Consider the following 22,962-nt stretch of genomic DNA (forward strand, 5'->3'; position numbering starts at 1 on the left):
GAACCAACTTTAACGATTTAAAAGCCAACATTATGAAGAAAGTTATCCTGACAATCATCATCGCCCTCACAGGCATGATTACAGCGCAAGCCCAGCGCTTTGCACTGATTGATATGGAATATATCCTGAAGCATATTCCGGCATACGAACAGGCTAACCGGCAAATGGAAAGTCTGTCGCAGCAGTACCAGAAAGAAATAGAAGCCAAAGGACAGGAAGCCAAATCGCTGTACGAAGCCTACCAGCAATCGGCCAGTACCTTATCGGACAGCCAACGGACCGAAAAGGAAAACGCTATCGTAGCCAAAGAAAAGGAAGCAGCCGACCTGCGTGCCAGATATTTCGGTCCGGAAGGCGAAATGGCCAAGAAGCAGAAGGAACTGATTACTCCCATCCAGGATGCCATCTACAATGCCGTAAAGACCGTAGCTACCCAGCAAGGTTACGATGTGGTATTCGACCGCGCCTCGGACCAAAGCATGATATTTGCCTCCCCGCGCATCGATATCAGCAATGAAATCCTTTCTAAATTAGGATATTCAAATTAATTTTATACATTTGCAACCGAAAGAAACCTTATCAGTAAAATCAAATAAAACAAGGAATAAGATTATGTTGAAAAAAATTGCATTATTACTTTTACTCATCGCTCCGATGAGTGTATTCGCTCAGAAGTTCGCACACTTCAAGTCTATGGACATCATCCCGGTTATGCCGGAATACGCAAAGGCTCAGACCGATATCCAGGCTATGCAGAAACAATACGAAGACGAAATCAAACGTGCTTCAGACGAGTTCAACAAGAAATTCGCTGAATACCAGCAGGAACAGAAAAGCCTTCCTCAGAACATTCAGGAACGTCGTCAGAAAGAATTGCAGGAATTGTCTGAAAAAGGAATGCAGTTCCAGCAGGACGCACAGCAGCAGTTGCAGAAAGCTTACGCTGACATGATGGAACCGATTTATCAGAAAATGGAAGACGCTGTAAAAGCTGTAGGAAAAGCAGGCGCTTACACATACGTATTCGACCTGAACAGAACTGACATCCCTTACATCGATGAAACAGCTTCTAAAGACATTACCAACGATATCAAGACCAAATTAGGTATCAGCCTGACAGCTGTTCCGGCTACTCCGGCAGCTCCGGCAGCAACCCCAGCTCAGTAAGAAACTGAAAGTCCGGATTCCGGACTCAATCCCCATAAAAGCGAAGCAAAAGAATCCGGAAGGAACACATTATGCTTCGCTTTTTCTTTTTGAACCGAACGCTAAAGAAATTGATATGTCACCATTCTCTGCTCTTTCCGGCCCTATCGGAGTCTTCGATTCCGGCTACGGAGGCCTTACCATCCTGAGTAAGTTCCGCGAGCTTCTTCCGAAATACGACTATATCTATCTGGGAGATAACGCCCGTACCCCATACGGCACCCGTTCATTCGAAGTCGTCTACGAATTCACCCTACAGGCCGTGCGAAGGCTCTTCGACCTGGGTTGTCCGCTGGTCATACTAGCCTGCAATACGGCTTCGGCCAAAGCGCTCCGCAGCATCCAGCAGAACGATTTGCCGCACCTGGCGCCTGAACGCCGTGTACTGGGAGTTATCCGGCCGACAGCCGAATCCCTCGGAGAACTGACGAAAACACGTCATGTAGGCATTCTGGCAACAGCAGGTACCATCAAATCCGAATCGTATCCGCTGGAAATCCGTAAGCTCTATCCGGATATTCAGGTTACCGGTATGGCCTGCCCGCTTTGGGTACCCCTGGTGGAAAACAATGAATTCGATTCGCCGGGAGCCGACTATTTCGTCCAGAAATACGTGAATAACCTGCTGGAAAAAGACCCGGAAATAGATACCATCGTACTGGGATGTACACACTACCCCTTGCTCTACAAGAAAATCAGGCAATACACACCCGCACACATCCGCCTGGTAGCACAAGGAGAATATGTCAGCAACAGTTTGAAAGACTATCTGAAACGGCATCCGGATATGGACGAACGGTGTACCAAGAACCACCGCTGCGAGTTTCTGACCACGGAATCGGTGGAAAAATTCCAGGAATCGGCTTCCGTGTTCCTGCATGAACAGGTACAAGTGACCAGCATCACCTTGGAATAAGGTGCATGCCGGTTATTTTTTCAACAGACGCTTACTGAGATACCGCACAGGATACCAGACGGAAAGAAAACCAATCAGCAGTACAGTAACGAACACGAGAACGACATCGCTTCCATGAACGCTGACCGGATAGGCATCTACCACAAAGCTTCCGGAATCTCCCAGTGAAATCAATCCGTATTCCTGCTGCAGAAAACAAAGCAACAACCCCAGCACTATACCGGCAACAGCCCCGAAAAAGGAAATCATACGTCCCTCAAAGAGGAAGATACGGACAATCTGCCGGTCACTGGCTCCCAGATTACGTAAAGTCACCACATCATCCCGCTTGTCAATAATCAGCATCGACAGGGAACCGATGACATTGAAACAGGCAATCATCAGGATAAATGTCAGGAACAGGTAAGAAATGAGCTTTTCTACCTTCATGATACGGAACGTATCGGCTTGCTGTTCATAACGGTCGAGTACCTGGAAATCCGGCCCCAGATATTCCCTCAGCTTCTCCTTGAAATCATCCTCGTCCACCGTAGGTTTCAGTTTCAGATTCAAGGCGCTGATTTCTGTGGTATACTGAAACAACTCCCGGGCAAAGTCCAGAGAAGTCAAGATATAGCTACCGTCATATTTCTCCTGGTTCACCGCAAACAACAGACCGGAGGAGAACAAGTCTCCTTCTGTAAAGCTTGCCGCCGGATTGGCCATATTTACCTTAGCTCCCCGTTTGGGAGCATAAATCTCTAACGGGTCCAGGAAACGGACACCCGTACCTAAAGTAGAGGCCAACTGGATACCCGGTATCGCATAATGAGCCACCTCGTCATGCAGCAGCAGTTCTCCGCGGCCGTAAAGAATGCTGTCTATGGGAGTCAGCTTGTCAAACGAATCCTCTACGCCCCGGATGACAGCCATCGCCTGATGTCCGTTATATTGCACCATCGCATAGTCTTCCAGTGATTCCATAGCCACCTCCACTTCCGGCATCCGACAAACCTGGAGAATCCGCTCATCCTGACCGTCGAAGACCTTCCCGGCCGAAGCCGTCACCTTCAATTGCGGATCGAATGCCGTAAAGAACGTAGCCACCAGGTCCTGAAATCCATTGAAGACCGAAAGGGTGCAGACCAAAGCCAGCGTAGCCAAAGCGACACCACACACCGAAATAGCCGAAATCACATTGATGGCATTGTGTGACTTCTTCGAAAACAAATACCTGCGGGCAATATAAAAAGGAAAATTCACGGAGATTTATTTTTATCGACAGCAAAAGAAAAACACAGGCTCTATCATCCCATTCCGACAGGAACAGGGACACATAGCCTGTGTTCTCCTTCCATATTATTTCTTCAACAACTCATCTATCTTCTCTACATAATCCAGCGAATCATCTACAAAGAACTTCAGTTCCGGAATGATGCGCAACTGATGGCGTACACGGTTTCCCAATTCAAAACGGATAGCCTTCATGTTTCCATTGATGTTCTTGACAATCTCTTCGCTCCGCTCTGAGGGGAACACGCTGAGATACGCCCGCGCATAACTCATATCCGGACTGATGCGTACGGTACTGACTGATACCAGTACACCCGGCATCGCCTTGGTCTGCAACAGGAAAATCTCACTCAGTTCCTTCTGAATCAGACGAGCAATCTTATTCTGTCTGGTTGTTTCCATATAATCATTATTTTTTTCGGATGATAGTCAGTCCGTCACGCAGGGGAAGTATCACTTTTTCCACCCGCTCATCGGCCGCTACCAAATCATTGAACTTCTTGATTCCGATGGTCTGCTGGTCTGTATGATGGGGTTCCTCCAATACATGACCATCCCATAGGGTATTGTCTGCCAGGATATATCCACCCGAAGGCATCTTCTTCAGTACCATCTCGTAATAATCTACATAGAACCGTTTGTTTCCGTCCATGAATACCAGATCGAACTGTAAGTCCATCGGTGGCACCATTTCCATTACATCGCCGATGTAGAATCGGATTTTATCGGCATAAGGAGAATTCTCCAGCCAAGGACGGGTAAAGTCCTCCTGTTCATCATTGATTTCGAAGGTATGGAGCATCGCTCCTTCTTCCAGCCCTTCGGCCAGACAAAGCGCCGAATACCCACTGTAGGTACCGATTTCAAGCACCTGTTTCGGACGTATCATCCGCACAAACATTTTCAGCATACGTCCTTGCAGATGCCCCGAAGCCATACGGGGACGCAACAGTTTGACGTGCGTCGCCCGATACAAAGCTTTCAGGTAATCTCCTTCTTCGTCTATATGCTGTAATATATACTCGTCCAGAGCGTCCGTCTCTTTCATACCTTATTTATTAGAGATAACGGTTACGGTTAGGCAATACGTAATCATCGGCATTCTTCAAGACGTCATCCACCTGGTTGATTTCAAGGAATGAGGTACGGGTTCCCATCTTTCCACCACTCAGATAAGCCACCATATCATTATGTGACAATACACCGTCGTCCAACAGCTTACGCAAGGCTGTGAAATAATATTCCTGACCGTTGGCCTTCTCCGGCATGTAGATAGCCTCTACACCGTATGACAAAGCCAGGTGACGCATCGTCTTTTCATTGTAACAAACAGCCAATACCGGGTATTTACCACGGAAAGCTGCCAGGTTACGTGCAGTCAGACCGCTGAAACTGTCTGTAATGATGGCACGGATAGGCATCAAAGTAGTAGCACGGACAGCCTGCTTAGCCAGGAAGCTGGTTACATCGGTATTTTCCGGAGTCAATGGAATAGGAATATCGTTTTCTTCCATCTTGTCCTTTTCAGCCTGAGCTGCGATCTTGGCCATTGTTCTGACAGCCTCTACCGGATATTTACCGTAAGCTGTTTCACCGCTCAGCATCAAGGCATCGGTACGGTAATAGATGGCGTTTGCAATGTCGGTTACTTCGGCACGGGTAGGACGCGGATTGTTGATCATGGTATGCAGCATCTGAGTTGCAACGATAACCGGTTTTCTGGCCAGAATACACTTCTTGATCAGTTTACGCTGGATACCCGGAATACGTTCCTGCGGAACTTCGATACCCAGGTCACCACGGGCAACCATCACACCGTCTGCCACTTCCAGAATCTCGTCGATATTGTCTACACCTTCCTGGTTCTCAATCTTGGCGATAATCTTGATGCCGCTGTTATGTGCATTCAGGATTTCACGGATATCAAGTACATCCTGTTTGTTGCGTACGAAAGAATGCGCAATGAAATCGATGTCTTTTTCAATGGCATACAGGATGTTATTACGGTCTTTCTCTGTCAATGACGGCAGATTGATACGTACACCCGGTACATTTACACTTTTACGGCTTCCCAAAGTAGCATCGTTGGTCACTTCGCAGAACAATGTATTTTCATCCTTATCAACGACCTTCAAAGCCAACTCGCCGTCATCAATCAACACGGATACTCCGATATTCAAATCATGTACGAAGTTCGGATATGTCACCGCGATACATTCACGGGTTGTCTCCTGATCCGGATTACCAACAATCTTTACCTTCTCACCAGTCTTAAAATCAATGGGACCTTCCGCACTTGCTGTAGTACGTACTTCAGGACCTTTTGTGTCCATCAGGATAGCGATGCGATTGGATACCTCACGGACATTCGCAATCAGTTTCTCGAACCCTTCACGGTTGGCATGCGCCGTATTCATACGGACAACATTCATACCAGCCTGAAACAGGTCTCTAATAAAATCTACTTCACAACGCAAGTCCGAAATGGACGCAACGATTTTTGTTTGTTTGAGCATCATATGGTTCTAATCTAAAACTAATTATTGTCAACATGTATAAGAGCCTCCACGCCCAGCCGGTATGAGTCAAGACCGAAACCACAGATGACTCCAAGACAGGCACATGAGATCATGGATTTGTGGCGGAACTCCTCCCGCTTGTGTACATTGGAGATATGTACTTCGATTACCGGCGTAGTAACGGCACGAATCGCATCCTGCAAAGCGATTGAAGTATGCGTATAAGCACCGGCATTCAAAATGATTCCATCGTAAGAGAATCCGACCTCGTGGATTTTATTAATCATTTCTCCCTCCACATTCGATTGATAATAAGCGAACTCGATATCCGGATAAGCCGATTTCAGCGTCTCCAGATAATCTTCAAACGAAGTGGCTCCATAAATGGAAGGCTCCCGCTTTCCCAATAAGTTGATATTGGGACCGTTTATAATTTGTATTCTCATTTTGTATAAAACCTGAACTTTAATATCTTTGTTCAAAGAATTTGGGACAAAGATACGAAAAAGAAATGAAATACCCCGACAATAAAAACGGAAAGATAATAATAAAGTATAAGCAATACTTAAAACTTGAAAAATCACTTTCAGAGAATACCGTACAGGCCTATCTGACAGACCTGGACAAGCTTCAGGCTTACCTGACTCTGGAAGGATTGGACTTTACAGAAGTGACTCTGGAGACTTTGGAACATTTCTCAGCCGGCCTTCGTGACATAGGTATCCACCCAAGGTCACAGGCACGCATCCTCTCGGGTATCCGGTCATTCTATCATTTCCTGCTGCTGGAGGATTATATCCAGCAAGACCCTACCGAACTGCTGGAGTCCCCACAAATAGGGAAACACCTGCCGGATGTGCTGACCGTAGAAGAAATTGACGCCCTGATAGGGAGTATTGACCGAAGTACACGCGAAGGCCAACGCAATTGCGCAATCCTGGAAACACTGTACAGCTGCGGCCTACGAGTTTCGGAATTGTGCAACCTGAAGTTCTCAGACCTCTACCTGAAGGAGGGGTTCATCAAAGTAGAAGGAAAGGGGAACAAGCAACGGCTGGTCCCGATTTCTCCACGGGCCATCAAAGAACTGGAAAATTATTTCCCAGTCCGTGGAGAAGGTCTGGTCAAACCCGGATATGAAGACTTTGTATTCATCAGCCGTTTCGGGAAAAACATCTCCCGCATCATGGTTTTCCATATCATCAAGGAACTGGCCGACCTGATTGGACTCAAGAAACAGATCAGCCCCCATACATTCCGCCATTCCTTTGCCACCCACCTGCTGGAAGGCGGTGCCAACCTGCGTGCAATCCAGTGTATGCTGGGGCACGAAAGTATAGGAACTACCGAAATTTACACACACATCGACCGCAACCGTTTGCGTCAAGAAATCATCGAACATCACCCCCGGAACATGAAAAATTGAATAAAAAGGGGTATTGGAGCCGTAAAATAAGAAAAAATTAAGTTATCATCAAAAAAAAGCAGAAGTAAAGATTAACAAAATCAGACTTTTTCTTATCTTTGCCCCCAAAAATTAGGCTTAACCTAAATGCGGAAAATTTTTTATAAAACAATTTTTAATATTTAAAACATCATGATTAAAAAGTTGTATTTGCCTTTAGTGGCATTGTTGGTTCTCGCTCTTTCTTCTTGCGGTAAGATGGGCGAATTGTCTGCCGACTACTTCACAACGAACCCTGAGGTTCTGGAAGCAGTAGGAGGTAAAGTTCCTGTAACCATTACAGGTAAGTTCCCTGAAAAGTACTTCAAGAAAAATGCAATTGTTGAAGTTACTCCGGTTCTGAGATGGAATGGTGGCGAAGCAAAAGGCCAGTCTGCTACATTCCAGGGTGAAAAAGTAGAAGGTAACGACCAGACTATCTCATACAAGGCTGGTGGTACTTATACAATGAAAGCTTCTTTCGACTATGTTCCGGAAATGGCTAAATCTGAACTGTATCTGGATTTCAAAATCAAGAGAGGCAAAAAAGAATACACTATTCCTTCTGTAAAGATCGCTGATGGTGTAATCGCTACTTCTGAACTGCCGACTGTAGGTTCTGCCAACGCTGCTTATGCTGCAGACGCATTCCAACGTATCATCAAACAGGCTCAGCAGGCTAACATCATGTTCTTGATCCAGCAGGCTAACTTGCGTGCCAGCGAATTGAAGTCTGACAGCTTGAAAGCATTCAACAAGAAAGTTGTTGAAGTTGCAGGTGACACTAAGAACTACAAACTGAACAACATCGAAATCTCTGCATACGCTTCACCGGATGGTGGTGTTGAATTGAACACTGGTCTGGCTGAAAAACGTCAGGACAACACTGAAACTTACCTGAACAAAGAATTGAAGAAAGGTAAGATCGAAACTCAGGTTGACACTAAGTACACTGCTCAGGACTGGGAAGGTTTCCAGGAATTGGTTTCTAAATCAAACATCCAGGATAAAGACCTGATTCTGCGTGTTCTTTCTATGTATCAGGATCCGGAACAGCGTGAAACTGAAATCAAGAACATCTCTTCAGTTTACAAGACTTTGGCTGACGAAATCCTGCCTCAGTTGCGTCGTGCTCGCTTGACTGCCAACTATGACATCATCGGTCGTAGCGATGAAGAAATCAACGAAGCATTCGATACTGACGCTAAGGTATTGAGCGTAGAAGAATTGCTGTACGCTGCTACACTGACTAACGACAACGCTCGTAAAGAAGCTATCTATAAGAAGACTGTAGAATTGTATCCGAGCGACTGCCGTGCATACAACAACTTGGGTATGATGGCATACGCTGCTGGTGACAAGGCTGCTGCTGAAAACTACTTCAAACAGGCTTTGAGCAAGAACGCAAGCTCAGCTGAAGCTAACACTAACATGGGTCTTTGCGAACTGGTTAAAGGTAACGTAGCTAACGCTGAAACTTACTTGAGCAAATCTACAGGTGCCAACACAGCTAACGAAGCTCTGGGTAACCTGTACATCAAACAAGGTCAGTACGACCGTGCTGTAAACGCATTCGGTGATACTAAGACTAACTCTGCTGCTTTGGCTCAGATCTTGGCTAAGGACTACAACAAAGCTAAGAATACACTGAACGCAGTGAAGAATCCGGACGCTTACACAGATTACCTGATGGCTATCGTAGGTGCTAGAACAAACAATGCAGACTTGGTTAAGTCAAGCATGGCTAAAGTTGCTCAGAAAGATGCTTCTTTGGCTGCTAAAGCACAGGACGACCGCGAATTTGCTAAATACGCAAACGAAATCAAATAATACTGATTTTCTCATACTACAAAAGAGCCGGGATGATTTTCATCCCGGCTTTTTTTATGCCTTAACCAACCTCGCTTATTTATAAATATCCGATAAAACCGATGTCAATCGGATTTATTTATGTATTTTCGCAACATCAATATTCATATTATGCGCAAAATCATCTACTTGTTCCTATTTACCGTCATCCTGCTGAACCTGTTGCCTGCATGTTCAGAAAAGGACCGTTTCTTGCTGAAAGGAGAATTGACCGATTCCGTTTCGTTCCATGAACCGATTCTGGTGATATACGATGATCCGGAAGCCAAACTTGATACCATATTCCCGGAAAAGGGCAAATTCACCTATCAATTGTCCCCAGATACACTGACACTCATCCGTCTGGTCAATAAGGAAGGACAAGCCATTCCCATCTTTGCGAACAAAGGATGGGAAGTGCAATTCAAAGGAACATTCGAGAAGCCCGATTTGAAGGGTGATGGCGCCAATCAGGAATTTCAGGAATTCTTAAAATCCACCGCGGCTCTCCAAGGCAATGAGAAGGCAGAGGCCAAGGAGGCTGAGAAATTTATCCAGAGCCACCCGCAATCGGTTGTATCCGCCTACCTGCTAGACCGCTATTTCATCCAGCAGGCACATCCTGATATCGAACACACCACGAAACTTATCAAACCGCTGAGCGGAAACGTAAAAGACAGCCGCATACTCAGTGTCGCCATGAAGTCACTTCCCGCAAAGGACTTGTCAACGATTACCCACCTGAGCTACTACTCTTGCAAGGACCGGAAAGGGAAATACATTTCCTGGAACAGCAATGACAAGCATGACTATACCTTGGTCAATTTCTGGGCCAGCTGGAGTCCGAACAGCCTGACAAAACGCAAAGAACTGGAAATACTGGTTGATTCCTTGCCCAAGAATACCTTAAAAGTCTTGAATATATCACTGGACCTCCAGAAAGAACAATGGCTCAATGCCTGCAAACCAGACACGACCTCCTGGATAGAAACCTGCGATTTCAAAGGATGGGAAAACCAACTGGTCAAGCAACACCATATAGACCGGCTTCCCGCCAACATCTTGGTTGACAAAAACCGGAAAATCATCGGAACCGATTTAACCGGCGAAATGATCAAGCAAAAGATCAAAGAGAAACAGGACGAAAAAAAGAAGAAAAAAGAAAAGAAAGCATAAAATGACGATTCAATAGGGAGAAAAACTTCTCCCTATTGTCGTTTATACCTTTATAGTAAAATGTATAAACGACATGTTAGTAAAACTTTATACAGCGGCGGTACAAGGTATCGACGCTACACTCATCACCATTGAAGTGAACAGTTCACGCGGAATCAAATTTTTTCTGGTGGGCCTCCCGGATTCAGCCGTCAAAGAAAGTCACGAACGCATCATCTCTGCCCTCCGCGTAAACGGTTACCGCTTTCCTTCCTGCCAGATTATCGTCAATATGGCCCCTGCAGATATCCGCAAAGAAGGAGCCTCCTACGATCTTCCCCTGGCCATCGGTATTCTGGCCCTCACTGAAACCGTAAAAGCCGATTTGCTGGACCAGTACCTGATCATTGGAGAACTGAGTCTGGACGGCAGTCTGCAACCCATCCGTGGCGCTCTTCCCATTGCAATCACCGCCCGTGCACAAGGATTCAAGGGCCTCATCCTCCCTCAGCAGAATGCCCGTGAAGCAGCCGTTGTCAATAACCTCGATGTATATGGAGCCCAAAACATCACCGAAGTCATCGGTTTCTTCAACGGCGAAACGACTTTAACACCAACTGTTGTGAATACCCGTGAAGAATTCTTTTCCCATCAGGAAGAAGTTCTGTTCGATTTTGCCGATGTAAAGGGACAGGAAAGTGTCAAACGGGCACTGGAAGTAGCGGCGGCAGGCGGACATAACCTGATTATGGTCGGACCTCCGGGCAGCGGAAAATCCATGATGGCCAAACGCCTCCCCGGCATTCTACCTCCCCTATCCTTGGGAGAAAGCCTGGAAACAACCAAAATTCATTCGGTAGCCGGGAAACTGACCAAAGGTAGCTCGCTCATCGCTACCCGACCGTTCCGAAGCCCACACCACACCATCTCTCAAGTAGCAATGGTAGGCGGAGGAGCGACTCCCCAACCTGGTGAAATCAGTCTGGCTCACAACGGAGTCCTGTTCCTCGACGAACTTCCGGAATTTAATCGAAGCGTACTGGAAGTCCTGCGCCAACCTCTGGAAGACCGGCACATCACCATCTCCAGAGCCCGATATACGTTGGAATATCCGGCAAGCTTTATGCTGATAGCTTCCATGAATCCCTGCCCTTGCGGTTACTACAATCATCCGACACGCCCTTGCGTCTGTAACACCGGACAAGTACAACGCTATCTCAACAAGATTTCCGGTCCGTTATTGGATAGAATAGACATCCAGATTGAAATCGTACCGGTTACTTTCGAAAAAATGTCCGGACAGGAACGGGGAGAATCCAGTGCCTCCATCCGTGAACGGGTCATCCATGCCCGTCAGATACAGATCGAACGATTTGCTCACATACCAGACGTGCATTGCAATGCACAAATGACTCCTAAACTGTTACAACAATATGCCCAACCCGATACACATGGGCTTGAACTGTTACGGAACGCCATGACACGCCTCAACTTGTCTGCCCGCGCATACGACCGCATCTTGAAAGTAGCCCGAACCATTGCCGATCTGGATGGAAGCCCCCAGATACAAACCGGCCATCTGGCAGAAGCCATCAGCTACCGCAACCTGGACCGGGAGAACTGGGCGGGATAAACCTCAACAAAAACACCATCAGGAAACACAAGTAAAATGGAAATCAGAAGGGTATGTTTCATCTTTTTGTTACATTTACGAAACATAAAACCGATACTTTTATAAGATTAAAAAGCGTAACTTATGAAGAAACTTATCATCAGTATTTTTACTCTCTGCATGGGAATGCTTGGCATGCAGGCACAGACCTTACAATTCAATTCCAACAAGAAATTCAAGATTGTCCAGTTTACCGATGTACATTGGGTACCCGGAAATCCGGCCTCGGAAGAAGCTGCCGAACGTATGAACGAAATACTGGATACAGAAAAGCCTGATCTAGTCATTTATACCGGCGACCTGATTTTCGCCAAACCTGCGGCCGAAGGGTTGGACAAAGCACTGGAACCTACCATCTCCCGCCACATTCCGTTTGCCGTCACCTGGGGAAACCACGATGACGAACAGGATATGACCCGTACGGAGTTATCGGAATATGTAGAAAAGAAAGACGGATGCCTGAACACCCGGACCGAAGGCATTTCCGGAGTCAGCAATTTCGTCCTGCCTGTTCAAGCTTCCACTGGAAATACCGAAGCAGCCGTACTTTATATCTTCGACAGTAACACCTATTCATCGCTGAAACAGATTAAAGGATACGACTGGATAAAGGCAGACCAGGTAGAATGGTACCGCAAGGAAAGCGCCGCATTCACTGCCCGTAACGGTGGAAAACCCCTACCGGCCATGGCTTTCTTCCATATCCCGTTCCCGGAATACAACCAGGCTGCCCAGAACGAAAATGCCTTGCTGATAGGAACCCGCAAGGAAAAAGCCTGTGCACCGGCCATCAATACCGGTCTGTATGCCGCCATGCTGAATGCCGGTGATGTCATGGCCACCTTCGTCGGTCATGACCATGTGAACGATTATGTGGTCGACTGGAACAATATTCTGCTAGGCTACGGACGCTTTACAGGAGGCAAAACCGTCTACCACGACATTCCGGGAGGCAACGGCGCACGTGTCATCGAGCTCCAAGAAGGAGAAAGAAGCTTCAAGACCTGGATACGTCTGAAAGGAGGCAAGGTAATCAACCTTGTCACTTATCCGACAGACTTCGCCCGCGGAGAATAAGAACCGATTATTTCTATAAACGAAGAGCCGTATCATGCCTCATGCGCCATGGGGTATGATACGGCTTTTACATCAGAATAGTTTTTTCTAGCCTTGGGAAATAGATACTGATCTGTTGATTATAAAACAACAACTCAATAACCATCCGCTAAGGAAGCCTTCCAATATAAGAAATATTCAACGCTCCAACAAATCGAAAATCTGGCTGATATCTCCGTCACAGGGCGCAGGTTCAATACCCAGTAAATAAGCCAGAAGCGGGTAAATACAGGTATTGTCGAAAAATGTCTGACGCACATACCCGTGTTTGAAGTCAGGACCTTCGGCACGGAAAGGCACATAAAGATCAGAGTTTGTCGGATCGAAGCCATGATTTCCCAAGTTCACATCTGTACTTTCAGTCACCAGCCAACCATTGTCTGGCAAAGCCACGATAGGCGCCACATTAGGATTGGAACCATAGTGCAAATACGCAGGTACTTCCTCCCGACGCCACGCACGCAAATGAGGGACCTGTTTCAAAGCCTTTAGGATATCATCCTCATAACCTTCCCGGGGGAAAATCAGTGTAGGCAGATCAACCAGTATCCGCTCGCACCAGTCAGGCTTCAGGTAATCCGAAAGACGGATAATCCGTTCAGGTGAAGTAGAAGCCATACCATGATCTGAAGTTACGATAAAGTTAATGTCCTCGCCTTCTGGCAGAGCACGTAATCGGATATACAAATCGTTCAGTAGCGAATCCAGTTCCTCCACAGCACGGCGGGTAGATTTCGAAGCCGGTCCATAAAGATGTCCGCTATAATCAGGCTCATCAAAATAAACCATGACAAGCTGTGGGCGCAAGCTATCAGGGAGAGTCAACAACCGCTCAACCTCATTCAAACGTTGCGGATAAGTCAATAAAGGCTTTTGTGCATAATCCTTATAGTAGTCGGGATACTGTCCCTGGATTGCCACATCGGACCCGGGCCAATAAACGACTCCTACTTTAACTCCCTGACGATGGGCCGTCAACCAAATAGGTTCACCTCCATAAAACGATCCGTCCTTACCAGTATCTTTATCGCTGATACTGTACGTCCGCCCCGAAGAAACATCGTAAAAACGGTTGGCTATAATCCCATGATGATCGGGTACAAGCCCTGTAGCCAAAGTATAATGGTTGGGAAATGTTTTCGAAGGGAATGAGGGACGCATTACCGCACTAACCCCCCGATTACCCAATGAATCCAGGAATGGAGTATCATACATGAGCGGATAATCCCATCGGCAACCGTCAAGAGACACAATAACTGTAACATGCTGTTTCGCAAACGAACAGACAGAAACAAAAAGGAACAATAACATTAAAATCTTTCTCATACCATTCAAATTATCATAAAAGAAAGAGCGGGTATGCCACAGATTTAGAACCAGCTTCACAGAAAAGCAATGGTCTTATCGGCATTCCCGCTCTCTCGGGTTGAAATTTAATATACGCTATCCGAATCAGTTAAAGTAATATTTTACACCGATCTGCATACGCCAGCACTGGTCATAATTGCGGTTGAAAGTCCAACTGGTAAGCGGTGTTCCATCACTGTTCTTGAACATAGAGAAATAAGGAGTTCCATTCTCTATCTTATCTACTTTCAAGATAGCACCATTATTACAATTGCTCATGTTCTTCTCTACACCCCACTTGGAATTGAAGAGATTACCTACGTTCATGATATCTACACTCAATTGCAACTTATTAGTCGTTTTACCCAATTTCACATCAAAATCATGAGCCCAACGGAAATCGAAACGATTTACCCATGGAGCATAGGCACTGTACGCTTCGGCATATTCACCCTTATGATTTTTCAAATAACTGTCTTGATTTACAAAATCCCAGAAAAGTTGTCTGTCGCTTTCATTAGTGAAATGTATTTCACTGTCATCCTTAGGGATGTACATCAAATCTGTATTGTTTCCATCACCATTGATATCATTTGAATAAACAAAGCTATAACCTGCACCTCTATAACCGGTATAGAATAAGCTGAAGTGGTCTTTATGATAAGTGTAGCTTACGGAAGCAATCACACGGTCAGGAATCACATATTGAGAGTTATGCAGTTCTACATTGTTAGGACCGTTCACTGTATACAGACCCGACCAGGCTGAAGAAGCATTACTACCCGGCATACCCGACATTTCCTTCATGACCGTATGCGTATAGGCAGCCATCAGGTGAAGGTCCTTCACCGGTTCAGCGGTTGCTGTCAGGTTCATGGTCCAGCCGTAACCCTTATGAGTATTGGTCAGCACACAGGCGTTGCTGAAATCATTGTAATAACGATAGTCGCTCGGATAGAGATAACGGTTGTCGGCACCCTGCAAGCGTTCCCAGCTGGAATCAATAGGCTTCACATTGTAGTTATCCAACATCACAGCATTGATATTCTTGGTGTAAGTAAACTCACCGGTCAGTGTCATCGGGAAGACAACAGGAAACTGATAGTCGACAGCCAATGAAGACTTCCATACCTGAGGCATCTTGAAGTTCTTGTCCACACCAGCAATCTCGCTAGGTACCGTACCTTCGTCAGGGCTGATAGACTCAGGCGCTCCAAGCAATTCACGGATTTTATTGACATCCGTCACCAGACCACCAACAAAGTTCTGCAGACGCGGGTCGGACGATTTCACCACACCGGTAGCTCCTTCATATCGGGTATCGGCATGTACCAGATTCTGCACCATACCCGAATTGGTCGGCATGTTGGTGAAGAATACCAGCGGTAGACGTCCGGCAAAGAGTCCCGTACCGCCACGCACCTTCAGGCTCTTGTCACCGAACACGTCCCAGGTGAAACCGATACGCGGAGAAATCTGCACGTTTCCGTCAGGCCATGCACCGGTGTCGATATGGCGACCACCGAAGTCCAGGTCATAGATGGCGTTGTTACGCATCAGGTCATCGCTATTAAACGAGATCATATCGAAACGAATACCACCTGTCAGTTTCAGATTCTCTGAAATATTCCACTCATCCTGTGCATACAGGCCGTACTGATTGAATACGACCTCAGCATTAGGATTAGCCTCACCGTTATAACCATAAGCTAAACCTACCGTTTCAGGAGCAGCGCCATTCAAGAAATCATCCAACGAACGATAACGGTAATAACCTGTTCCTCCACGCATGTAAGAGTTATTGGCCAATTGGTGTTCAAAACTGAAACCTGCCGTAATCTTATGCGCACCTGCATAATAAGTAAAGTTATCGGTTATGGTCGTAATCTTGTTCTGTACACGGTTATTATAAGAGAATAGTTCATAACCCAGACTCATATAAGGAGTAAGGCTCTGTGTAACCGTGCCGTCTGCTGCGGTTTCATAGCCTCCCATGATGTCGATGAAAGGGAAAGGTGATGAGTTAGAACCACGTACGTCATCAATATTCGTATAAGTGAACAACAGCTGGTTGGAGATGTTGTTGCCGAAGCGGCTGTTAAAGTCAGCCGAAACAGTGCTCACTTTGTTATCCATAGAATACATGGAGTTGGCAAAAGACATGGAGTATTGTGACAGACGGTCCATGTTACGGAGACGATAGCCGGTGTCGCCGGAGTTTCCGTTCACAGGATTCCAGGCGGTATTCTTGGTATAGTTATAACGAACGGCCAGGTGATGGTTGTCCGTAATGTTCCAGTCAATACGTCCCAACAGCTTCAGGTTACTCTCATCTGCCGGGAAATCGGTGAATGAGCCTGTGTCGTAGCCATAGCGCTGCATCATGAAGTCGCGCACTTTCTGCAGATCGGCCACCGTAGTACGTGAAATGTAGTTGTCAGGATCGGCTACACCGTCTTCCGAAGCACGCCAGCGGTTGATGACCGACGGCACCTTAGCATATTCGGCATTCGCAAAAAAGAAAAGCTTGTTCTTCACAATCGGTCCGCCGAACGTAAAACCATAAGTAGTATTGCGGTTGATGCCACGTTCACCCAAATCCGTATCATCGATGCGGTTACCGTGCATATTCTCATTATTGTGATAAATATAAGCTGTACCCTTGAAAGTATTGGTACCCGACTTGGTTACTGCGTTGATACCACCTCCGATGAAGTTGGTCTGGCGAACATCAAAAGGAGTCACCACTACCTGTACCTCATCAAGAGCGTCCATAGAGATAGGCATACCACCACCAGGCAGGGTAGACGACAATCCAAAGTTGTTGTTCAGATTAGCTCCGTCAAGCGTAAAATTGGTAGAACGTCCGTCACCTCCAGCAAAACCCATACCATTGGCATAAGGAGAGACACGTGCAATATCCGAAATGCTACGGCTTACTGTAGGCAAGGACATCATCTGCGCATTCGAGATATTGGTTGTAGCACCGGTCTTCTCGGCGGCAAACTTGGAGCGGGTACCCGTCACCACTACCTCGCCCAGTTCGGTTACATCTTCAGAAAGACTCACATTGATATTATAAGTCTCACCCAGTTGAAGTGTGATATCCTCGATGGTCCGGTCGGCATATCCGATATAGGTGATTTCCACTTCATACGGCCCACCTACACGCATACCCTAGATAGCCCAACGTCCATCGGTGTTGGTAATCGCACTATAAGTTGTACCCGAAGGTTGGTGAACGACCCGAATCAGGGCACTGATGACATCTTCGCCCAATTCATCAGAAACATGTCCAGACATTGCTGAAGTGGTAACCTGAGCGTTCATTGCTGCCGCCGTTAAAGACATCAACGCAGCAAAAAATAATCGCATTTGTTTTGCCATAATTTTTGTATTAAAATTATAAAGATTTGAGATCCGTGTGCAAAATTAGAGAAAAATAAGGAAAAAGTTGTTACAACTTAATTAAGAATCAATCATCAAAGTTATTTTTGACCTTGAGCTGTCGAAGTTAAAAAAGTATGATTGAATTCTATAAAAAACAGATTCTCAACAGAAAGCGGATAATCCAGCAAACTAATAACCTCTAACCGGCATATCAATATCCTCAAAAATATGTGAAGCAGAACTAACATATTCTTTATTTATCATTCAGCCCCATTACATTATTAAATCCTATCACCCCTTTTGTATTATCAATCTGATACAGAAATAGAGATTTCATTATCTTTTTAAATTAAATTTCATGAGAATACGAACATACATTTTTTTAATAACCTCGCATCCAGAACGGATTTACCTATATTTTATACATATTTATACAGGAATAACACCGATTTATAGTTTTTTATCCACCTCCCGGACGAATAAAAAAACCAAAAACATGCAGGGAAAAAATAATTTTGTCTAGTCAAAAAGCAGAAAACGCCTAGGAAGATGAATGAGAATGAACGTTTATGCTGAAAAAAGCATCAAAAGGAAGGGTATAGAACGCTAACTGATACGAATCGGACGATATTCCTGAATGTTCCCAAAGAAAGCATCTACGTCTTATTGGAATCATCAAGACAACAAATCATCCAGAGAACGATACAGAACGCTTGTAAACGACGGAACTGATAACATTCAGCCAGCTATAGGATCTGTAAGAAACACATTTTCACGGCAAAGTCCGGAAGAAGCACGAACTACACGATTCTCAACCTATCCGAATGAGCAAAATGACAGAATGAAAGCGCCGGTTAAGAAAGCAATATCCGGCGGGCACCTACGTAACGTTTGGCATAATAAGGTTCGTCCGAAGAAGAGATGCGGATGCCTGTGCGGCTGGCATGGATGAAAGAGAAAGTACCGGTAGACGGATTCACATCGGTTACAATCCCAACATGCCCGATTGAAGTGGATGAAGAACGTGAGCCTCCGAAAAAGACCAGATCGCCTTTCTGCAAATCGGTACAACTGCTCACCTCTACTCCCTCTGTAAACTGGGAACGGGAAGAACGGGTCAACTGGATGTTTTCTTTCTTAAACACGTAAGTAGTAAAACCGGAACAGTCGAAACCGACTTTCGGATTCATACGTCCGCTACGATAGGGAACACCGATGTATTTCATCGCTACCTTTACAATATCATGTCCGGTCACTGAAGTGGAATCTGCAGAAGTGGAAGTCTGAGCAGAGAGCGGTAAGCTAAAAATACCGGCCAAACAGAAGAGCAAAGTAGCGATAACGTATCTCATGCGGTTATTTACAATCGTTTATAGGGTTATACATCTCATTGAACTGTGTCACAAATTTATAAATTAATTATTCGCACAACAACCAGTTTTACAACTTTTGGCAGGTTCAATTTTCCGCACAACTACATTAAATTCCTGGCTAAACAGCTATAAATTAAAAACATAAGCATATCCGAAACAAATACCCGTCTCATATTGTATTCATTTTTTTTAAGATATATCTTCCTCTTCAATCTTAAAAAGAAATGTTCAGTTTTATTTCCAAACATTTTTGTAAAGCAATCCGCTCCCCCCTATAGCCACTTCGTCAGCAGGAAAACAACCCGCTGAGAATAAACGCGTTTAATGGATGAATCCATATACTGAATAAGGAGTTTATTCACAGAAATACAAACAGCCATTCGATGCAACCCGGTTCTGTAATATTTTATTAACAGAATTCACATCGTTTCTTTACCCCGCAGTTATCTCCCCGTAATGCAGCCGATCTACTTTTGTGAAAAATTCATAATCAATCTATAATTAGCATGACAACAAAAGGTAAACAGATTTTATTACTACTCTGCGCATTATTTTGTTCTATCCAACTATCCGCACAAGATAACAGAGCCGTAATATCAGGAATTGTAACAGATGAAACGGGAATGGAGGTTATCGGTGCCGCCATCCAGGTAAAGAACGAATCAACCGGTTTCCAGACCGGATCTATCACCAATGAAAAAGGTGAATATACCATCAAGCAGCTCCCTTTGGGCTCTCCCTATACGGTCAGTATCTCGTATGTAGGTTATGGCGACCAGAAGAAAACCGGTTATACCCTCAACCAAGGCGACCTGCTCCGTGTCGACTTTCAATTGAAAGAAGAGAGCGTAGTGATGGAAGCCGTCGAAGTAGTTGCCAACTCTCTTAAAAACAGTATCGCAACAACAGGAGCAGCCACTTCCGTAACAGAAAGAGACCTGGAGAAACTTCCTGTCAACGGACGAAACTTCACCTCTCTGGTAGACCTATCTCCATTAAGTACCGGCTCCAGCCTGTCGGGACAGCTTGCCTCTTCTACCAACTATACCATAGACGGTATGACGGCAAAGAACCCAACTTCCGGAGGAAGTACTACCAGCCGTAACGGAGTGCCTTACGCCATTTCGATGGAAGCCATCCGGGAATTTAAGGTAGTCACCAACCAATACGATGTAACCAACGGACGCGCCGGCGGTGGAACAGTCAGTACGGTTACCAAATCGGGTACAAATACCTTGACCGGTAGTGCATTTACATTTGCACGGGCCAACTGGCTTTCCAGCCCATACGATATCCGTGGAAACAAACGCAACAATGACTTCTCGACTTACCAGTTCGGCGCTTCGCTGGGAGGAGCCTTGATTAAGGACCGTGCACATTTCTTCATCGCTTGGGACCATCAGGCTGATTCACGTCCGTTATACATCGCCGATATCCAGAGTGCCGCCGACGAGAAACGATACAGCCTGACCAGTGATGTACGCGACCGCTTCCTGCAGATTGCACGCGACAAATATGGAGTATCTTCCAATCCCCAGTTCGGAGCTTTCGACAAGACGCAGAGTACTGACGCCGTATTCGCACGCCTCGACTGGCAAATCAATGCAACCAATCTGCTTACATTCACCGACAACTTCGTGAATGATATGAACAACATGGGATTAGGAGACAATACAGCCATCAATTTATATGAAACCTACGGCGATGTACACTCACTGAACAACAGTGCCATGGCTACTCTCCGTTCGGTAGTCGGTCCTAAAGGTACCAATGAACTGAAATTACAACATCTTTATACCCTGGAAGAGTCAATGCCGGGTAAGGAACTTCCATCATCCAACATTCCACGTGCAATTGTAAGCAATGTGGAATCACAGATTGACGGCAAGACAGCTACCACCAGCATCCAATTGGGAGGTCAACGCTACTGCCCGGAAAATTTCTACAACCATGTCCTTCAGGTAGTCGATAACTTCTACTATAACACAAACAAAATCAATTATACGTTCGGAGCAGACTTCATGTATACACACATGAACTCCCGTTACGGTAGCGAGACAAACGGACGCTTCTACTTCAACGGAATGGACGCTTTCGAAAACCTGGAGCCGTACCGCTACGTCCGGGAACTGTACTTGACCGAGGACGACCGTGTAAAGCAGAACATTCTGAATGCGGGAGTCTATGCACAGATGCAGACAAAATTGTTCTCCGGATTCGAAATGATAGCCGGATTACGTCTTGACAACGCCACTTACTTCAATAAAGGGACCTTCAACCAGACCGTATACGATGAACTGGGATTGAGAACCGACAACGGACTCTCCACGTTCCAGATTCAACCCCGTCTGCAGTTTACCTGGGACATAAACGATAAACATAAAGACATTATCCGTGCAGGTGCCGGTATCTTCGCTTCCGATATCAACAACTACGCCATGATCAATAACATGGTATTCGACGGTACCCGTACCGCTTCTCTGGATATCACGCTGGACCAGAAAGCTGCCAACTATGCAGAAATGCTGAACCTCATCAGACCGGATTTCCCTTCTTACCGTAAGGATCCTTCTACCGCACCAGGAGCCGAACTTTTCAACAATCCGAATGTAGAAAAACTTTCCACCATCAACATGAACGGAGCCGATTGCAAAGTTCCGGTCATCTACAAAGCCAACCTGTCATATACCCACTTCTTCAGCGACCGTCTGAAAATGAGTGTAGCCGGATACATGACCCTGGGACGCAACAACTACATGTATGTAGACCGCAATATGGTAGATGACCCTTATTTCCGCATCGAAGCAGAAGGAAACCGAGGAGTGTATGTCCCGGCCAACACCATCAATGAGAAAGGTGTAGCAGACTGGAAAGAAGGCAGAAAGACGGACCAGATAGGACGTGTACTCGAAATGGTCAGCGATGGTAAAGTCAACCAGTTCGCCTTCGTCATCGACGGAACCTGGAGATACTTCAAGGATGGCGAAATCTCTTTCAGCTACACCTGGAACGATACGAAAGACAATACTTCCTACAACGGAAACGTAGCCAATTCTGCCACACTTTCACAAATGGTAATCGATGACCCGCGCGACTTGAGCCGGATGACTTATTCCAACAACCAGTTCCGCCATAAAGTAGTGATTTACGGTACTGCTCCCACATTCTGGGGAATCAGCGTAGGTGCCCGCTTCTCCGGCATCGGAGGTACACGCTACTCCATGATAGTAGGCGGAAACGTGAACGGCGATTTTGTTGTTGACTCAAACGACCTGGCCTTCATCTATGACCCGAATGATCCTAATACACCACAATACCTGAAAGACGGTATCAACAATATCCTGAGCAATCCGGATGTAGAAGAAAGCACCAAAGATTATATCCGGAAAAGTTTCGGCAAGGTAGCCGAACGCAACGGAGGTGTCAACGGATTCTACGGTACACTCGACTTACGCCTGGCCAAGAAATTCAAACTTTACAAGAAACATAACCTGGAACTGTCTGTCGATATATTCAACGTACTGAACATGCTGAACAAGGACTGGGGAGCCGGACATAACCTGGGTACCCAGAAAATCTACACCATCAAAGGTTTCAATCAGGACAAGAAAGAATACGTCTACAACGTCAATGCAAACACCGGTGTTTCTAATCTGAACGGCACTCCGTATCAGGTACAAATCGGATTAAGATACGCATTCTGA

Annotated in this window: 16 protein-coding genes and 1 pseudogene; 9 read left to right on the top strand and 8 right to left on the bottom strand. The window is 45.8% G+C overall.

What is annotated here, in order from left to right:
* The first annotated feature begins 32 nt into the window (after positions 1 to 32).
* The 3 genes from C510_RS0104605 to murI all read left to right on the top strand — a co-directional run bounded on the left by C510_RS0104605 (position 33) and on the right by murI (position 2,122).
* Positions 33 to 548 (top strand): OmpH/Skp family outer membrane protein, encoded by a 516-nt coding sequence (locus C510_RS0104605; RefSeq protein ID WP_018710159.1) that lies wholly within the window; start codon positions 33 to 35, stop codon positions 546 to 548.
* 64 nt (positions 549 to 612) lie between these two features.
* Positions 613 to 1,167 (top strand): OmpH/Skp family outer membrane protein, encoded by a 555-nt coding sequence (locus C510_RS0104610; RefSeq protein ID WP_025892227.1) that lies wholly within the window; start codon positions 613 to 615, stop codon positions 1,165 to 1,167.
* A gap of 115 nt (positions 1,168 to 1,282) precedes the next feature.
* Positions 1,283 to 2,122, top strand: coding sequence for a glutamate racemase (murI, locus tag C510_RS0104615; RefSeq protein WP_018710161.1), 840 nt, complete (start codon positions 1,283 to 1,285; stop codon positions 2,120 to 2,122).
* A gap of 12 nt (positions 2,123 to 2,134) precedes the next feature.
* On the opposite strand, the gene C510_RS0104620 is transcribed toward murI, so the two are convergent.
* The 5 genes from C510_RS0104620 to aroQ all read right to left on the bottom strand — a co-directional run bounded on the left by C510_RS0104620 (position 2,135) and on the right by aroQ (position 6,359).
* Positions 2,135 to 3,364 carry an FtsX-like permease family protein gene (locus C510_RS0104620; protein WP_018710162.1) on the bottom strand — a complete coding sequence of 410 codons (1,230 nt, stop codon included), beginning with the start codon at positions 3,362 to 3,364 and terminating at the stop codon, positions 2,135 to 2,137.
* Between the two features lie 96 nt (positions 3,365 to 3,460).
* Positions 3,461 to 3,796, bottom strand: coding sequence for a 30S ribosome-binding factor RbfA (gene rbfA, locus C510_RS0104625; protein ID WP_018710163.1), 336 nt, complete (start codon positions 3,794 to 3,796; stop codon positions 3,461 to 3,463).
* A 7-nt stretch (positions 3,797 to 3,803) separates the two neighbouring features.
* Positions 3,804 to 4,442, bottom strand: a complete 639-nt coding sequence (locus C510_RS0104630) for an O-methyltransferase (protein ID WP_018710164.1) — start codon at positions 4,440 to 4,442, stop codon at positions 3,804 to 3,806.
* 10 nt (positions 4,443 to 4,452) lie between these two features.
* On the bottom strand, positions 4,453 to 5,913 hold the full coding sequence (gene pyk, locus C510_RS0104635) for a pyruvate kinase (RefSeq protein WP_018710165.1): 1,461 nt from the start codon (positions 5,911 to 5,913) through the stop codon (positions 4,453 to 4,455).
* Positions 5,914 to 5,930: 17 nt separating this feature from the next.
* A complete protein-coding gene (gene aroQ / locus C510_RS0104640; RefSeq protein ID WP_018710166.1) occupies positions 5,931 to 6,359 on the bottom strand; it encodes a type II 3-dehydroquinate dehydratase in 429 nt (142 codons plus the stop codon).
* 65 nt (positions 6,360 to 6,424) lie between these two features.
* Between aroQ and xerD the strand changes: the two genes are divergently transcribed.
* From xerD to C510_RS0104665, 5 genes are all read left to right on the top strand, one after another.
* Positions 6,425 to 7,339 (top strand): site-specific tyrosine recombinase XerD, encoded by a 915-nt coding sequence (gene xerD, locus C510_RS0104645; RefSeq protein WP_018710167.1) that lies wholly within the window; start codon positions 6,425 to 6,427, stop codon positions 7,337 to 7,339.
* Positions 7,340 to 7,510: 171 nt separating this feature from the next.
* Positions 7,511 to 9,187, top strand: coding sequence for a tetratricopeptide repeat protein (locus C510_RS0104650; protein ID WP_018710168.1), 1,677 nt, complete (start codon positions 7,511 to 7,513; stop codon positions 9,185 to 9,187).
* A 150-nt stretch (positions 9,188 to 9,337) separates the two neighbouring features.
* Positions 9,338 to 10,381, top strand: coding sequence for a thioredoxin-like domain-containing protein (locus C510_RS0104655; RefSeq protein WP_018710169.1), 1,044 nt, complete (start codon positions 9,338 to 9,340; stop codon positions 10,379 to 10,381).
* 73 nt (positions 10,382 to 10,454) lie between these two features.
* Positions 10,455 to 11,993, top strand: coding sequence for a YifB family Mg chelatase-like AAA ATPase (locus tag C510_RS0104660; protein WP_018710170.1), 1,539 nt, complete (start codon positions 10,455 to 10,457; stop codon positions 11,991 to 11,993).
* A gap of 123 nt (positions 11,994 to 12,116) precedes the next feature.
* Positions 12,117 to 13,109, top strand: coding sequence for a metallophosphoesterase family protein (locus C510_RS0104665; RefSeq protein WP_018710171.1), 993 nt, complete (start codon positions 12,117 to 12,119; stop codon positions 13,107 to 13,109).
* A 177-nt stretch (positions 13,110 to 13,286) separates the two neighbouring features.
* Here the strand turns inward: C510_RS0104665 and C510_RS0104670 are convergent, their stop codons facing one another.
* The 3 genes and pseudogenes from C510_RS0104670 to C510_RS0104680 form a co-directional block, all read right to left on the bottom strand.
* On the bottom strand, positions 13,287 to 14,474 hold the full coding sequence (locus C510_RS0104670) for an alkaline phosphatase family protein (RefSeq protein WP_025892226.1): 1,188 nt from the start codon (positions 14,472 to 14,474) through the stop codon (positions 13,287 to 13,289).
* Positions 14,475 to 14,600: 126 nt separating this feature from the next.
* Positions 14,601 to 17,882, bottom strand: a pseudogene (locus C510_RS16115) (TonB-dependent receptor).
* A gap of 857 nt (positions 17,883 to 18,739) precedes the next feature.
* Positions 18,740 to 19,237, bottom strand: coding sequence for a C40 family peptidase (locus C510_RS0104680; protein ID WP_018710175.1), 498 nt, complete (start codon positions 19,235 to 19,237; stop codon positions 18,740 to 18,742).
* Positions 19,238 to 19,764: 527 nt separating this feature from the next.
* Here C510_RS0104680 and C510_RS0104685 point away from each other — a divergent pair.
* The gene (locus tag C510_RS0104685; RefSeq protein ID WP_034775862.1) at positions 19,765 to 22,962 is read left to right on the top strand and encodes a TonB-dependent receptor; all 3,198 of its coding nucleotides are present in this window, start codon (positions 19,765 to 19,767) and stop codon (positions 22,960 to 22,962) included.

The sequence above is a fragment of the Phocaeicola barnesiae DSM 18169 = JCM 13652 genome, from assembly GCF_000374585.1.
In the GTDB taxonomy this organism is placed as follows: Bacteria; Bacteroidota; Bacteroidia; order Bacteroidales; family Bacteroidaceae; genus Phocaeicola; species Phocaeicola barnesiae.